This window comes from Pseudomonas sp. LBUM1657, from assembly GCF_059716075.1.
This window is the reverse complement of record NZ_CP166799.1, coordinates 2,202,248-2,215,747: the sequence shown is the minus strand read 5'-3', so window position 1 is coordinate 2,215,747 and position 13,500 is coordinate 2,202,248. Positions and strand designations below refer to the sequence as shown.

At 57.8% G+C, this 13,500-nt stretch carries 14 protein-coding genes and 1 tRNA gene; 4 read left to right on the top strand and 11 right to left on the bottom strand.

Features of this window, described 5'->3' with window-relative positions:
* Positions 1–145 precede the first annotated feature (145 nt).
* Positions 146–1,156: an AraC-like transcriptional regulator QhpR gene (gene qhpR, locus ACA055_RS10165; protein WP_497683485.1), complete on the bottom strand. Its 1,011-nt coding sequence runs from the start codon at positions 1,154–1,156 to the stop codon at positions 146–148.
* A gap of 263 nt (positions 1,157–1,419) precedes the next feature.
* On the opposite strand from qhpR, the gene ACA055_RS10160 reads away from it, so the two are divergent.
* Genes ACA055_RS10160 through ACA055_RS10145 form a run of 4 tightly spaced genes read left to right on the top strand, consistent with a single transcriptional unit; the run spans position 1,420 to position 3,167 of the window.
* Positions 1,420–1,596: a hypothetical protein gene (locus ACA055_RS10160; RefSeq protein WP_497683484.1), complete on the top strand. Its 177-nt coding sequence runs from the start codon at positions 1,420–1,422 to the stop codon at positions 1,594–1,596.
* 56 nt (positions 1,597–1,652) lie between these two features.
* A complete protein-coding gene (locus ACA055_RS10155; protein WP_497683483.1) occupies positions 1,653–2,468 on the top strand; it encodes an acid phosphatase in 816 nt (271 codons plus the stop codon).
* A 31-nt stretch (positions 2,469–2,499) separates the two neighbouring features.
* Positions 2,500–3,045, top strand: coding sequence for a hypothetical protein (locus ACA055_RS10150; RefSeq protein ID WP_497683482.1), 546 nt, complete (start codon positions 2,500–2,502; stop codon positions 3,043–3,045).
* Positions 3,045–3,167 (top strand): hypothetical protein, encoded by a 123-nt coding sequence (locus tag ACA055_RS10145; protein WP_497683481.1) that lies wholly within the window; start codon positions 3,045–3,047, stop codon positions 3,165–3,167. The genes ACA055_RS10150 and ACA055_RS10145 overlap by 1 nt, the downstream gene beginning before the upstream one ends.
* A 128-nt stretch (positions 3,168–3,295) precedes the next feature.
* Here the strand turns inward: ACA055_RS10145 and ACA055_RS10140 are convergent, their stop codons facing one another.
* The 10 genes from ACA055_RS10140 to ihfA all read right to left on the bottom strand — a co-directional run bounded on the left by ACA055_RS10140 (position 3,296) and on the right by ihfA (position 13,498).
* Positions 3,296–3,670, bottom strand: coding sequence for a cupin domain-containing protein (locus ACA055_RS10140; RefSeq protein WP_497683480.1), 375 nt, complete (start codon positions 3,668–3,670; stop codon positions 3,296–3,298).
* Positions 3,671–3,690: 20 nt separating this feature from the next.
* Positions 3,691–4,179 carry a hypothetical protein gene (locus ACA055_RS10135; RefSeq protein ID WP_497683479.1) on the bottom strand — a complete coding sequence of 163 codons (489 nt, stop codon included), beginning with the start codon at positions 4,177–4,179 and terminating at the stop codon, positions 3,691–3,693.
* 26 nt (positions 4,180–4,205) lie between these two features.
* The gene (locus ACA055_RS10130; protein WP_497683478.1) at positions 4,206–6,641 is read right to left on the bottom strand and encodes an efflux RND transporter permease subunit; all 2,436 of its coding nucleotides are present in this window, start codon (positions 6,639–6,641) and stop codon (positions 4,206–4,208) included.
* A 36-nt stretch (positions 6,642–6,677) separates the two neighbouring features.
* Positions 6,678–7,736 carry a WD40/YVTN/BNR-like repeat-containing protein gene (locus ACA055_RS10125; RefSeq protein ID WP_497683477.1) on the bottom strand — a complete coding sequence of 353 codons (1,059 nt, stop codon included), beginning with the start codon at positions 7,734–7,736 and terminating at the stop codon, positions 6,678–6,680.
* 78 nt (positions 7,737–7,814) lie between these two features.
* Positions 7,815–9,176: a DUF1329 domain-containing protein gene (locus ACA055_RS10120; protein ID WP_497683476.1), complete on the bottom strand. Its 1,362-nt coding sequence runs from the start codon at positions 9,174–9,176 to the stop codon at positions 7,815–7,817.
* Between the two features lie 33 nt (positions 9,177–9,209).
* Complete coding sequence (locus ACA055_RS10115) at positions 9,210–11,039, bottom strand: DUF1302 domain-containing protein (RefSeq protein WP_497683475.1); 1,830 nt, start codon at positions 11,037–11,039, stop codon at positions 9,210–9,212.
* A gap of 68 nt (positions 11,040–11,107) precedes the next feature.
* Complete coding sequence (locus tag ACA055_RS10110; protein WP_497683474.1) at positions 11,108–12,271, bottom strand: thiolase C-terminal domain-containing protein; 1,164 nt, start codon at positions 12,269–12,271, stop codon at positions 11,108–11,110.
* Between the two features lie 421 nt (positions 12,272–12,692).
* Positions 12,693–12,769, bottom strand: a tRNA-Pro gene (locus tag ACA055_RS10105).
* 89 nt (positions 12,770–12,858) lie between these two features.
* Positions 12,859–13,215: a MerR family transcriptional regulator gene (locus tag ACA055_RS10100; protein WP_003179985.1), complete on the bottom strand. Its 357-nt coding sequence runs from the start codon at positions 13,213–13,215 to the stop codon at positions 12,859–12,861.
* Complete coding sequence (ihfA, locus tag ACA055_RS10095; protein ID WP_002553164.1) at positions 13,196–13,498, bottom strand: integration host factor subunit alpha; 303 nt, start codon at positions 13,496–13,498, stop codon at positions 13,196–13,198. The genes ACA055_RS10100 and ihfA overlap by 20 nt, the downstream gene beginning before the upstream one ends.
* Between the last annotated feature and the right edge of the window lie 2 nt (positions 13,499–13,500).

Sequence of the window (13,500 nt, the reverse complement as noted above, 5' to 3'; positions counted from 1 at the left end):
TAAAAAGATTCCGGTCTAGCCAGACAACGTCAGCCGGGAAAGGTCATGCCCACCTCAAGGACAGAAGCTAACAGTGGAGGTGCGCAGGGTCTTGCCAGCGTGCGTCAGAACCGTTGACATCTGACGTCAGCCGCAAAAAAAAATATCAGGAGTGGTTGGTCTTGGCTTGCAGGCGATATTGCTGCGGCGAGACTTGAGTCCAGCGACGAAAGGCGCGGCTGAATGAACTGCATTCGGCGTACCCAAGCAGTAAGGCGATTTCAGTCAGGCTGTATTGGGCCTGCGCCACGTAGGCTTCGGCCAGTGAACGACGCACGTCCTCGACCAGCAGCCTGAATTCCACCTGGTGTTCAGCCAGGCGCCGTTGCAGTGTGCGCGGGCCCAGGCCCATGCTCTGCGCCACCATTTCCAGACTGGCCCCGCCGCTGCTCAGGCTGCTGGCGATATGGCTTGCGAGTTGGGCGAGCAGATCGCTGGCAGGTGCCCTGATCTGTCGCTGCTGTTCGAGGAAGGGTTCCAGTGCCTGGTACAGGCGTGGGTCGGCGGTGCGTACCGGCATATCCAACAGTGCAAGCGGGAAATATAGGCGATTGTCCGGCTGCTTGAAGTGCAGCGGGCATGCAAGCACGTCTCGATGTAACGACAGATCGGCCGGCGTCCCATGCTCGAAGTCCGCCCTCTGCGGCGTCAATCGAGGGTTCTCGGTGATCTCCCGCAACAGGCTGAGGAAGAAGCCAATCGCGAACTCGGAGTCCTGGCGGCGCCGCACGATGGTCGGATCGGTGCACTGGTAAGACAGGATGACTTGCCCCCCGTCGATTTCGAAATCCACCCGAATAGCGTGAGCCAGCACCACGGCGAAATGGCTCATGCAACGCAGTGCCAGAAGGATGGTCGGCGCACTGCGTATCGCTTGACCATAGGCGCCAAGGGCGGTGCTGACAGTCTGGATGCCGATGCGCAGGCCGATCGACGCATCCACCCTGCGCCCGAGGATCTCCCAGAGCTCGACATAATTCGCGGCGGGAATCTCCACATCGGGGGTATGCAGAATACGCTCGTCCAGGCCCGCCTCGGCCAGGTACGGGGCGAACAGTTCTGCATTCACGCGGAAGAAGCTCTCGGCGAAGATGGTCTGGGCACTGGGTTTGGACATGCTGGATAACGCCGAATGACGCCCTTTTCCGGGCAGGTAGTTCTTATAGGGCTCAGGGCCCCTGTCCCGATGACATGGCCGAACCTCAAGACATCCTAAAGGCCATGAAACATTTTGCAAAGACTCTTCGGCCGGACATCTTTCAGGGGGGCTTTATTCAATCGTCACCCCCCCACCAAGGGGGGTGAAGTCGTTTTCAGCCCCGATAAAGTCAAGACACAACAGTACGTCCCATCACTCAGCGCTTTCGAGCAGGTGAACCGATGAAAACAATAATAATGCTGTGTGTCATTGCCTCACTGACAGCAATGGTGGCTGTCGTCACCACACGCTTTGACGACGTTTCGCTGGAGTCGCTACGCCAGGCCCGGAACGAATGCCAGGCGGTGAATGCCTACGCCTGCCTCAAGCCTTCGGTGAATTTTGCCTCGCTGCATTGATCGTGCTCTTAGCGTCGAATTCCAGGTTATTGCACACCCGATGAATGAGGTAGTCCGTGAATCACCGATCCTTCTGGCTCGGAACCAGTCTTGCCCTATGCGTGGCTGCTGCGTATGCCGATGCACCTGCCCAACCGGCAGCCGTACCTGAGCTTCGCCCCGGTCTGTTGACTGGTTATCTGTTACCTGAATCCTTACCCAACAGCCGCGCATTGCTTGCGGCCCCTCCCGAACAGAATTCCGCCGACATGGCGCGGGACGAAGCGATTTCTCGCGCCACCCTCGCCTTACGGGATACATCGCGATGGTCTTTGGCAACCGCCGACAACGATTTGCGGTTTCCGCAAGCCGCCGAGACGTTTAGTTGTGCATTGAATGCCACGGTCAGCAGCGAAGACACACCCTACCTGTATCAACTCTTGCGTCGCTCGCTGACCGATGCCGGACTGGCAACCTATGCAGCCAAGAACTTTTACGTTCGCACACGGCCGTTGGTGGTGAATCAGGCACCTATCTGTGCCCCGGACGCGGAACCCTTGAAAAAAGACGGCTCCTACCCATCCGGACACAGCGCCGTCGGCTGGGCATGGGCACTGATCCTGTCCGAGATGGCACCTGAGCGAACCGATGCCCTTCTGGCTAGGGGTTTTGCCTATGGACAAAGCCGAGTGATTTGCAATGTGCACTGGCAGAGCGATGTCGACGCCGGACGACTTATCGGCGCGGCCGCAGTCGCTCGTCTGCACGTTGACCCTGTATTCCTCGCCGACCTGGATATCGCCAAGCGGGAACTTACTGCGGTACGCGCGAAAGGTCTGAACCCGCCACGCGATTGCCAGGCAGAGACACAGTCACTCGCTACCCACCCTTAGTGGCGCCCCTCCATGCAAAGGAAACATTCATATGAGCAACGCAACAATGGCCATCGTCGGTGACGAAGCGACCGTCACGCCCGCTGAACTGGGTTGGACATTCATTCGCTGGGGTCTTGGCCTGTTCATCACCGGATTTGCGGTCGGTTTCATTCCGATCCTGCACTACATGGTCGGCGCCCAGCAGGGCGATGTTGGCCCGGTATTCCTGAAGAACGTCACGCTATGGTGGGGCTGCCCCGCGGTCCTGGCCGAGATGACACTCAAGATCGGCAGCCTCGGCATGATCGCTATTGGGTTGTGCTATCTGGCCACGATCCGCCAAGGCGCGGCGTCGAACGTTTCCCGCCTTGAGCACATTGCACCCAAGCTTTGCGCCTACGGCCTGATCGCCGAACTCGTGACAGCCGGTGTGGGCTTTTACGTCGGCAACAAGATCTGGCCGAATTTCTATTTCGAACCGGTACAGGCTGGAAAAAACCTGTGGCTCGCTGCGCAGGGACTCAGCATCCTCGTCTACTTCGTCGGTGTTTGCTATGCGGTCGCGGGCGTACGCCGGGCGGCGGTGCAACGGTGATGACAAATTATCTGCGCAAGTGGTTCTGGCAAAACGGACGTTGGCAGGTCATTGCCTGGGTCTGCGGCATCGCAGCGGCGTCAAACTGGGTCTATTCAGGCATGCCGATGATTTGCCACTGAGTGCGTGTCAACCAAGCCAGAACCAAAAAGCCCGGCAGCGCATCGCATGCCGGGCTTCTTTTTTGCTGCATTTAAAGTTACCCGGTAAAGCAGGAAATACGTCAGCTCATCAGCGCATCCATGTGCACCTAAATATCCGTACTGGCAGAAAAAAAACTCTTGCGCGCTTTTTCTGATTTCACATCCCAGACTACGGTTGCTCCCTTGCGAATAAACCAGCTACGGCCATCGCCACCCATATAGGTGACGCTATTGCCCGCTTCATCGGTTATCTCGATTTCACCGTCAATTAACGTTGCCAGCTCACTAAAGGGATAAGTGAAACAGAAACGACCTTTCGTGACTTCAAACAGGCCTGTAGCCAATGGGGCCTCTCCCCCGCCAAAGTCTAAGCGGGCATACAGTTTTATTTCCGTTTCAGACAATGTCTTTGCGCCCAGGCTCTCAGGTGAGCCGATGTAAACGAGTTCATCATCTTTGTTTGCGGATGAATAGGTGATCATGGATGCTCCTTCTGCTCTGGTTACACTTCAATTGTCGGCAAGGGGTAGCGCAACTCTCCGATCATGTCATCCAGAGAGCCGCGCGGATGGCACGTGCTTTCCATGGTCAGCCATTTGAGGATGGCTGACTCGTGACGAACCATTGACTGGGCTATGTCGCGATCCTCTTCGGGACAAATGCGCGCGATCTCTTCAAAGCGCGACAGGAAGTTCTCAACGACAGGTTTGATGACGCCGGAAAATTCCTGGAGGTTAGCGGCTGACTGATAGGCGCTGACAATGGCTCCAACATCACTCAGGTCCATGTTCTCGCTCAGAGGTACGCCGTACTTGAACAAGAAGGGGCGCAAGCGCGCTTTTGTTTCGGTTTCAAGTTGCAGCAAAGTACCGAAGTGGTATTGATCGCGTTCGCTTTTCGCCACCTCGATCAGCGCGAGTGCAAGGGCTTCACCAAATATCTCGCTCTCATGCAGTTCGCGAATCCACGCAGGATATTCCACAGCCGTCATACAGTTACTCCACTGTTTGTCTTGTTTTAATGTGCGCGTCGGAGCAGGAAATGCGACAAGGCAGGAATTAACACCAACGCCCCGATCATGTTCCAGATGAACATGAAGGTGAGCAGGATGCCCATGTCGGCCTGGAACTTGATTGGCGACCATGCCCAGGTAATCACACCTGCTGCCAGGGTGATCCCCACCAGCGCCACAACCTTGCCGGTGAACGCGACGGAGTTTTTGTAGGCCTCGGTCAACGACAGACCCGCACGTTGCTGGGCCAGCTGGACGCTGAGCAGGTACAACGCGTAATCGACACCGATACCGACGCCCAACGCAATCACCGGCAAGGTGGCGACCTTCACGCCCATCCCCAGCCAGACCATCAACGCTTCACAGAGAATCGACGTCAGCATTAACGGTACGACAGCCACCACCACGGCCCGCCAGCTGCGGAAGGTGATGAAACACAGCACGATCACTGCGCCATACACGTAGAACAACATGGTGCGGTTGGCGTCGCGTACGACGATGTTGGTCGCGGCTTCGATCCCGGCGCTGCCTGCGGCGAGCATGAACTGACGATCGTCATTGCTGTGTTCGCGGGCGAACTGATCAGCCACTTTCACCACATGGTCGAGGGTTTCCGCCTTGTGATCCGAGAGATAAGCGATCACCGGCATCATCGAGCAGTCGTTGTTGAACAGCTCAGGGTTGTTCACCGAAGCCTGTTGCGCGCCGTAGTTGAGTACATCCTGATTGCGCGCGATGGTCAGCATTTTCGGGTTGCCCTCGTAGGAACCCGCCGTGATCTGCCGCACCGCATTGACCAGCGACACGGTGGTCTGCACGCCCGGTTGCTGTTGCAGCAACCAGCCGAGACGGTCTGCTTCCACCAGGGTTTCGTACTTCAGGCAGCCTTCGCTGGCGGTTTTGACCATCACCGCGAACTGGTCGCTCGACAGTGAGTAGTTGGCGGTGATGTAGGCGTTGTCGCGGTTGTAGCGCGAATCCGCACGCAGCTCAGGTGCACCCGGATCGAGGTCACCGATCTTCAAGTGCGTGCTGACCACGAAGCCACCCACCGCCATCAACCCCGCAACCACCACCGCCACCGTCGCCCAGCGGCGTTCGGTAAAACGGTCGAGCAGGTTCCACAGACTGCCGAGTCCCTTGCCTTTGAGCTCCTTGTTTTCCTGACGCAAGCTGCGCGCCGCCGCTTTCGGGCTGACACCCCAATAGGACAGCAGCACCGGCAGCAACACCAGGTTGGTGAAGATCAATACCGCCACGCCAATGCTCGCGGTGACGGCCAGGTCCTGGATCACTGGAATGTCGATCAGCATCAGCACCGCAAAGCCCACGGCATCGGCCAGCAACGCGGTCAACCCGGCCAGGAACAGCCGGCGGAAGGTGTAACGCGCGGCGATCAGCTGATGTGTGCCGCGCCCGACGTCCTGCATGATCCCGTTCATTTTCTGCGCGCCGTGGGACACGCCGATGGCAAACACCAGGAACGGCACCAGAATCGAAAACGGGTCGAGCGCGTAGCCGAACAAGGTAATCAGCCCGAGTTGCCAGACCACGGCCACCACCGAGCACAGAATCACCAACGTGGTGCTGCGTACGCAACGGGTGAACAAATAAATGATGGCGGTGGCGATCAGCGCCGCAGCGCCGAAGTACATCATGATCAGCAGCAGGCCATCGATCAGATCGCCCACCAGTTTGGCGAAACCGATGACGCGGATTTTGATCGGGCCTTTGCCCTCCTCTCCGGCCTTGTGCAGCGCGCTGCCATCGGCAAATTCGAATTTGTTGCGAAGCTGCTCCTCGAGCATCCGGGAAAAGCGGTGATAGTCGATGGCTTCGCCGGTGACCGGGTCTTTCTCCAGCAGTGGCACCACAATCATGCTCGACTTGAAGTTATTGCCGACCAGGTTGCCAATGATGCCGGAGCGGGCGATGTTCAAGCGCAATTGCTCGACGCCACTGGCCGAGCCGTCGTAGGAGTCCGGCATGACCGGGCCGCCACGGAAGCCCTCCTCCGTGACCTCGGTCCAGCGCACAGCCGGCGTCCACAACGACTTCATCCATGCGCGATCGACACCCGGTGTCAGAAACAAGGCATCGTTGACCTGCTTGAGCACGTCCAGGTATTTCGGGTCGTAAATGTCACCGTCGGTGTTTTCCACCACCACCCGAACCGTGTTGCCCAGCCCTCGCAAGGACTGGCGATTCTCGAGGTAGTTTTTGATGTAGGGCTGACTCTGCGGAATCATCTTTTCGAAGCTGGCATTGAGCGTCAGCCGCGTGGCCGCGAAATAGCTCAGCAATACCGTCACGATCAGGCAGCTCAGCACCACCAGCAGGCGGTTATTGAAGATCAGGCGTTCAAGGAAATTGCCGGAGCGTGCATCGAAGCCCTTGAGCTCCCGGATCACCGGCATCGTATCGAGGTTGTAGTTACCCATGACGTGGCTCGTCTCTTTTTATTCTGTGAAGTGGGCTCATTCGAAAGGCAACTGGCGCAAGCCCTGGGCACCCGCGACCACCACGAAGCCTGACCCGACGGCCTGCGCCGCAGCGGCAGGTCCCAGGCGGTCTTGTGGCTTTTGCGTGAAACCTGCACCTTCATCAGAACTGACAAGGACATGGCCGGCCTGGCTGATCAAAATGATTCGACCGTCTGCCGTTACGGTGCTTGCGGTGATGCTCGAGGACAGGCCTAGTTCAACCTTGTGCCAGTTCGCGCCGTGATCAACGCTGCGATAAACATTGCCCCGCAGGCCATAAATGAGTACGGCGTCCGGCGTGCCGGTGATGCCGAAATAGCTGCCGCTGTAGGGGGTAGGCACATTGACGAAGCGCTGCGTTGCCGGGTTCAGTTTCAGCACCACACCTTGTTCGCCGACAATGAACAGGTCATCCCCGATTGCACGCATTCCGTAGAAGTTCAGCGCGCCCGGGTTGTCGGTTCGCTCCATCAGCGGAACCCAGGTCTTGCCGCCATCGTCGGTGCGAAAAATCAGGTTGAATGCGCCGACGACGTAGCCGGTTTTCTCATCTGAGAACCACACGTCCAGAAAGGGCTTGTCCGCCCCGTCGTCAATCATCCGCCGGGCTTCGGCTAATAACGCGTCATCCGGCGCCGCTTGCCGCTGATAGTGTTCGAGCATGATCTGCCCGACCTGACGTCCATCGAGCTGGCGCTTCCAGGTTTCACCCCTGTCATCGCTGTGCAACACAATGCCGTCATGTCCCACCGCCCAACCCTGATTCGGGCTCGGGAACTGTACGGCCACCAGGTCGGAACTCACCGGCACTTGTGCCTGATGCCAGCGGATCCCGCTATCATCGGAATAAAAAATATGCCCTCGCTGGCCGACGGCGACCAGGCGTTTTCCGGCACTGGTCAACCCGGTAAACATTCCGCCAATGGCTTTTTCACTCTGAATCGCCGGACTCGACAGCGTGTCCACAAAGTCCGCGGCGACCACGGCTCTGCTAAACGGCACGGCCAATGCCACGGCTAACGCAGTGAGCGTTATCCATCTAAATGTATTCATGAGGTTTACTCGGCAAAAAAAGCCGCCGAACAGTGCGAGACACACTGTCGGCGACCAAAAAACACCTGCGTTTATGGCTTAGCGAATGCCCGTGCCAGCCAATGACTCAGGTGCCCACTGCGCTTTCGAAAGCGGGTCGATGTACTTGATGCCGCCATACGGGCCATAGATGCCGGTGATGTTGTAGCTGCCGGAGACAAAGTCATAAATCATGTGATTGTCCGAGTTCGGTGCCTGCACGTCATAGCTGTAAGCCAGGTGCGCAAAGGAGCCGCGGTACAGCTTGCCGCTGGCGTCGTATTCATCCGAGGCCAGGGCAATCCAGCTGTCTTCGTCGAGGTAGAAGGTGCGCTTGCTGTAGATGTGGCGTTTGCCCGGTTTCAGCGTCGCTTCGACGACCCACACACGATGCAGCTCCCAGCGCATCAAGTCGGGATTGACGTGGTTCGCCGTGGTGATGTCCGCCGCTTCCTTGTGATAGTTCAGCTTGTAGGTGTTGTAAGGAATGATCATTTCCTTCTTGCCGACCAGCTTGAAGTCGTAGCGGTCTAGTGCACCGTTGAACACCCAGGCATCGTCATAGGTCGAGGCACCGGCCGAGCCAGGGTTTGGCGTGTCATAAGCGATGTCCGGCGCGAGTTTGATCCGGCGTTGGCCTGGCAGGTATTGCCAGCCACGACGCTCCATTTTCAGCGGGTTGACGGCATCCTGCACCAGGATGGCTTCACCCGCGCGGCGGGCCGGGGCCTGGTAATAGAGTTTGGTCTTGAAGAACAGATCGCTCTCTTTCGCCGGGTCGGTACGTTTCGGATCGTAGAGCGGGTATTCGAGAAAGGCGTTACCGGTCGTGGCCAGAATCGCCTTGCCGGAACCGTCGACGTTCCAGGAATCGTATTTGAAGTTGGTGGCGTAACCCTGATAGCGCAGCAGGTGGTTCCACATGGCCTCATAGCCATCTTTCGGGATCGGGAACGGCACGCCTGGCAGCGCGTTCTCCAGGGCGACACCACCTTCGAGGGTTTTGGTGCCGACGGCGTTTTTCGCGGTGTTATCCAGCAACCGCTGCGGCAGCGCGACGCTGCGATGGGTCGGGAACACATCGACCCGGAACGTCGGGTAACGCTTGAGCAACTCTTGAGTGGTGGCGGTCAGTTTGCCGGCGTACTGAGCAATGTTTTTGCCATCGATGACGGCACGCGGCTTGTCAGCCTCATAAGGGTCTGGACGAAATGAACTGCCCGACTGGTAACTGGCTGGCGGCGTGGTGAGGCCGCCGGTATAGGCCGGAATGGTGCTGTCGGCATTGCCGGCCTTTTCAGCGCCGACGCCTGTCAGGCTGGTGCCCAGTTTGGCCGCTTCATCCGGGGAAACTGCTGCGTGTGCCGCACCGGCAAGGGCGACGGTCAAGGCAGTGAACATCAGAGAATTTACGAACTTCATGGAGTGACTCCTGCTATCAAGCAAAGACTTCGATCAAATGGTCGTTTTGAACGTCAAAGTGACCATGCCCCGATCCTTGAGCTGAGGCTGAGTACCGCCGAAAGCAGTGGTCTGCCCCGGTACGCAGTTGTACTGCCCGTTGGCACCTGGTGCGGCGCCCTGACCCTGGGCGCCCACACCACCGGCGGAGCCGCAAGTGTCGAACGGACCAAAGTTGTCCACGTATTTCAGGTCAAAACGGTACTGGTTCTGGACATCCATACCGACGCCCACCGAATAACTGCCAGAGTCCTCGTTACCGCCGAGTTGGATAGCCGAGTTGCCATTGAGGCCGACGTTGTAGGTCATCGGCATATACATATCGATGCCGGGGAACACCTGATACCAGGTCGGGTTGAAGTTGACGCCAACGACGTAGTTGTCCTTGGTGACCTTGTCGACACCGTGGTACCAGTCTTCGCCCTTGAACAGTTGCTTGTTGTCCGTGACGTCCAGCCAGCGGCTGTAGGCGAGTTCGACCAGCAGTGAAGAACTGTCCCAGACCGGCGTGTCGCCAAAGGTGGTCAGGCCGTTGAGCACCGCGTGCACGGTGTTGCCGCGGGCCACGCCGTTTTCGCCGTTAAAGCTGCCAATGAAACCTGGCAAACCGGCGGCTGACGCGGCCGGGCTGACGGTGCCCGCCACGCTGGCCAGGGGCATGTTCTCGCGGTAGTTCAGGTCGAAACCGACGCTGACCCCCGCGATGCTTTTCGACAGGCTGATGCCGTAGATATCGATATCATCGACGTAGAACTGGTTGTAGCTGCCGATGTTGCCGGAGATCAGTTGCGCAGGGCCGACAGCCGTTGGCTGCAAGGCCAGGTTCGGCAGAATGTCGGAGGTATTGCGGTAGTAGACACCCAGGGTGCCTTGCAGCCATTCCGGGCTCCACTTGGCCATTAACCCGAAGTCGCCGTGCTTATCCGGGGTGAAGGTGTGGCCATTGCTCAGGCGCAGGAACTGATTGGCACCGATCGGGCCAGGGGCACCGAAAAACGGATTCTGTCCACCAATCAACGACAGGTTGTGCCCACCACTTTGGATGCCGTCGTTAAACCCAAGATAGGTGCCAGACTCCGGTAAACGCGCGGCATCCCAGTCGAGAAAGTACTGTGCAGCGAGCGTCAGTTCCGGATTGAGCGTGAAGCTTGTGGACAACTGATTGCGCGGAATGAACAGTTCTTTGGCTTCCGTTCCGGGTACCGCCAACGCCTTGGAAAGGTCAAGGCCGGACTGCCCATAACTGTTGCCATGAGCAAAGGCTAGAAGGCTCTCACCCCAGTAGAGGGTGTGCTTGCCTGCCTTGCCACTGAGCAGCGATTCATCGCCGACTTCCGTACTGCCAAAGACGAAGGCATCGAGAATTTCGGAGGAAGGACCGTTGTAATAGCGATCGGCGTAACCGCTGATATGCCGTGAGTCCGGCACCCCGTGGTTGAGCTGGTTGGTCGACGCATTATCGCTGCCGACATCATCGTAGGCATGGTCGTACCAGGTGTTGGCGCTGACGCGAAAGCCAAGCTTCTGCTTGTAAACCACGTCCAGTTCGGACAGCACATCCATACGCTGGGAAACCGCGCTGCCGGAGGAGAAATTGCGATTCCCGTCATTGTTGTTCCACGAATTGGCCAACTTGCTGTTGGCTGATTCAACCCGCTGGGCATAGTTGAGCTTCACCGTGTTGTCGAAACGAACCGCCAGGTCTTCATTTCCTGTGTCGATTTCCACTGCGTGTGCGTGTGTTATGCCCAGACCCGCCAGGATGGCTGAAGTCAGCAACCCCTTGCGGAAGTTTGCATGGCAGATCTTATTATTTTTGTTCATCTAACTTGCCACCTGCTCAATGGTTTACGAAAAAACATGGGTGAATTCATCGCTCGAGATGCTTGCGATCAAGTGCGCTGCAAAAGAGTGACCGACACGGCCCGACCCAGCGCGGCACTGTGCTGGAGTGCTGTACGGGCACCTGCAATCTGCCTGCCTTTGGCCGTGCCACGCAGTTGCCACACCAGCTCGACCAATTGCGCCAACCCGGTGGCACCCGGGGCGTGCCCACGTCCCAGTAGCCCACCCGATGGACACACCGCATTCATCTGTCCTTTCAGGCGATGACCGAGCTGCACAAAACGGTCTATCTCTTCCTCTCGGCAAAAGCCCAGTGCCGCGCTGTTGACCATGAAGTCACCAACGCTTTGGTCATGCAGCTCAACTACATCGATGTCTTCCGGTCCCAGGCCAGCCTGCTGATAGGCGTGTTGCGCCACGCGCCGGGTGGTCGCCCGTCCCAGCACATCAAGCACACAGCCGGATTCTTGTTCCGACGTACAGTCACTGCCTCTGGCACTCGCCAGAACGGTCACCTCAGCCCGAGCGCCAAAGCGCAGGGCGAAGGCCGGGGAGCAGATCAAGACCGCCGCCGCACCGCAGGCCGGCGGGCTAAGGTATGGTGGGAGCCAACCATCACGATCCGGAACGCGGTTCAAAAGAGCGTTGGGATTGACCGCGGCTTGAGCCCGCGCCCGACTGAGCACGTCATCGAAGCAACGCTCGGCGATACCCATACGGGTCAACAGCCAACTGGTTTGTGCAGCAAAAAGTACGGCCGGATGCTGCCGGCGCTCTAGAATGACGATGGAATCCCTAGCGTGCCCGTCCTGCTTGAACTGATCGCGAACGGGATCCTTCAACCCAAAAAACTCACGATTGGAAATCCGTGCGGGCATGCACTCGGCACCAACGACCAGTACACACTCGGCTTCACCGCACAGAACGCTGTGGCGGGCCAGTTGAAAGGCACTGCTGGCCGATGCACATCCATCGCTGAGGTTGAAAATCGGGACGCCCGAGTAGCCGATCCGGGACAGCATCTGTTCTCCGATAGCGGCGTCGCCATGCACGCACGAGGTAAAGACCTGATCGACTAGGTCATAGTCGATTCGTGCATCTTCCAGCGTCGAACGAATGGCCTGCCCCGCCAACGCCGCGTGACTGTCACAGCCACCCAACGGGAGAAACGGCGCCATACCTACGCCGGCGATCAGCACTCTTTCAGTCATATGCCCTGCTCCCCGCCAGCCGATACGCAACGAAACGTTTGTTGAGTCCAGACTATTGCGTAGCCGATCAGCGTCCCCCCCATCGTCGGGGGGGGGAGTGGCTTGAAATCGATTGGGGGAGTTGAAGGGCGATCCGAACGGATCACTTTGGGTCTACAACACTGGGAGGCCTGGATTCAGTCTGCGGCTTGAAACGCCCCAAACTTGCGAGTCGTGGCAGGCAAGAAGCGGCTAGGCCAATTCAGCAATTCGGCGTTCGATAGTCATAGCCTGAAACGCTCTGCTGAAAGACCGCGGGACAAATTCCGACCTTGGTATCACAGCCGAAGATTCCACCCAGAGCCAGTCGTTTTGTAGGGGTAAAAACGACTTAAAATAAAAAGGGGTCGCGAGATAAAATCTCGCAACCCCTTGAATTATATGGTCGGGACGGAGTGATTCGAACACTCGACCCCTAGCACCCCATGCTAGTGCGCTACCGGACTGCGCTACGCCCCGACTAGGCGTTGATACTGTTCCTCTGCTCGAAGAACGCTCAAGAATATATCGCAAGCTTTTGAAAACTGGAAGTATTTAAAAGCAGGAATTTATTTCTTGAGAACTACCAGAACATCTTCCAGCTCAGCAATCATCTGGCGAATCATTTGCTTGTACTGAGTGGTGTCGTCTTTGGCTTCATCGCCGGACAAACGCAAGCGTGCGCCGCCGATGGTGAACCCCTGATCATAAAGAAGCGCGCGGATCTGCCGGATCATCAGCACGTCTTGTCGCTGATAATACCGGCGGTTTCCGCGGCGTTTGACGGGGTTGAGTTGAGGAAACTCCTGCTCCCAGTAGCGCAGCACGTGCGGTTTTACCGCACACAGCTCGCTGACTTCACCAATGGTGAAGTAGCGTTTGCCTGGGATGACGGGTAGCTCGTCGTTATGACTTGGTTCCAGCATAAGCCTCAACTCGGGCCTTCAACTTCTGCCCTGGACGAAAGGTGACCACACGGCGAGCCGTGATCGGGATTTCTTCTCCCGTTTTCGGATTGCGGCCAGGCCGCTGGCGTTTGTCCCGAAGGTCGAAATTTCCGAAACCGGACAATTTGACTTGTTCGTTGTCTTCAAGAGCGTGCCTGATTTCTTCAAAAAACAGTTCGACCAATTCCTTGGCCTCCCGTTTATTCAGGCCCAGCTCTTCATACAGACGTTCCGCCATCTCAGCTTTCGTCAGAGCCCCCATAC

Coding starts and splice junctions, on each gene's coding strand:
- qhpR (WP_497683485.1), bottom strand. CDS start 1,156: ATGTCCAAACCCAGTGCCCAGACCATCTTCGCCGAGAGCTTCTTCCGC.
- ACA055_RS10110 (WP_497683474.1), bottom strand. CDS start 12,271: ATGACTGAAAGAGTGCTGATCGCCGGCGTAGGTATGGCGCCGTTTCTC.
- ACA055_RS10120 (WP_497683476.1), bottom strand. CDS start 9,176: ATGAAGTTCGTAAATTCTCTGATGTTCACTGCCTTGACCGTCGCCCTT.
- ACA055_RS10100 (WP_003179985.1), bottom strand. CDS start 13,215: ATGCTGGAACCAAGTCATAACGACGAGCTACCCGTCATCCCAGGCAAA.
- ACA055_RS10135 (WP_497683479.1), bottom strand. CDS start 4,179: ATGACGGCTGTGGAATATCCTGCGTGGATTCGCGAACTGCATGAGAGC.
- ACA055_RS10115 (WP_497683475.1), bottom strand. CDS start 11,039: ATGAACAAAAATAATAAGATCTGCCATGCAAACTTCCGCAAGGGGTTG.
- ACA055_RS10125 (WP_497683477.1), bottom strand. CDS start 7,736: ATGAATACATTTAGATGGATAACGCTCACTGCGTTAGCCGTGGCATTG.
- ihfA (WP_002553164.1), bottom strand. CDS start 13,498: ATGGGGGCTCTGACGAAAGCTGAGATGGCGGAACGTCTGTATGAAGAG.
- ACA055_RS10130 (WP_497683478.1), bottom strand. CDS start 6,641: ATGGGTAACTACAACCTCGATACGATGCCGGTGATCCGGGAGCTCAAG.
- ACA055_RS10145 (WP_497683481.1), top strand. CDS start 3,045: ATGACAAATTATCTGCGCAAGTGGTTCTGGCAAAACGGACGTTGGCAG.
- ACA055_RS10140 (WP_497683480.1), bottom strand. CDS start 3,670: ATGATCACCTATTCATCCGCAAACAAAGATGATGAACTCGTTTACATC.
- ACA055_RS10150 (WP_497683482.1), top strand. CDS start 2,500: ATGAGCAACGCAACAATGGCCATCGTCGGTGACGAAGCGACCGTCACG.
- ACA055_RS10160 (WP_497683484.1), top strand. CDS start 1,420: ATGAAAACAATAATAATGCTGTGTGTCATTGCCTCACTGACAGCAATG.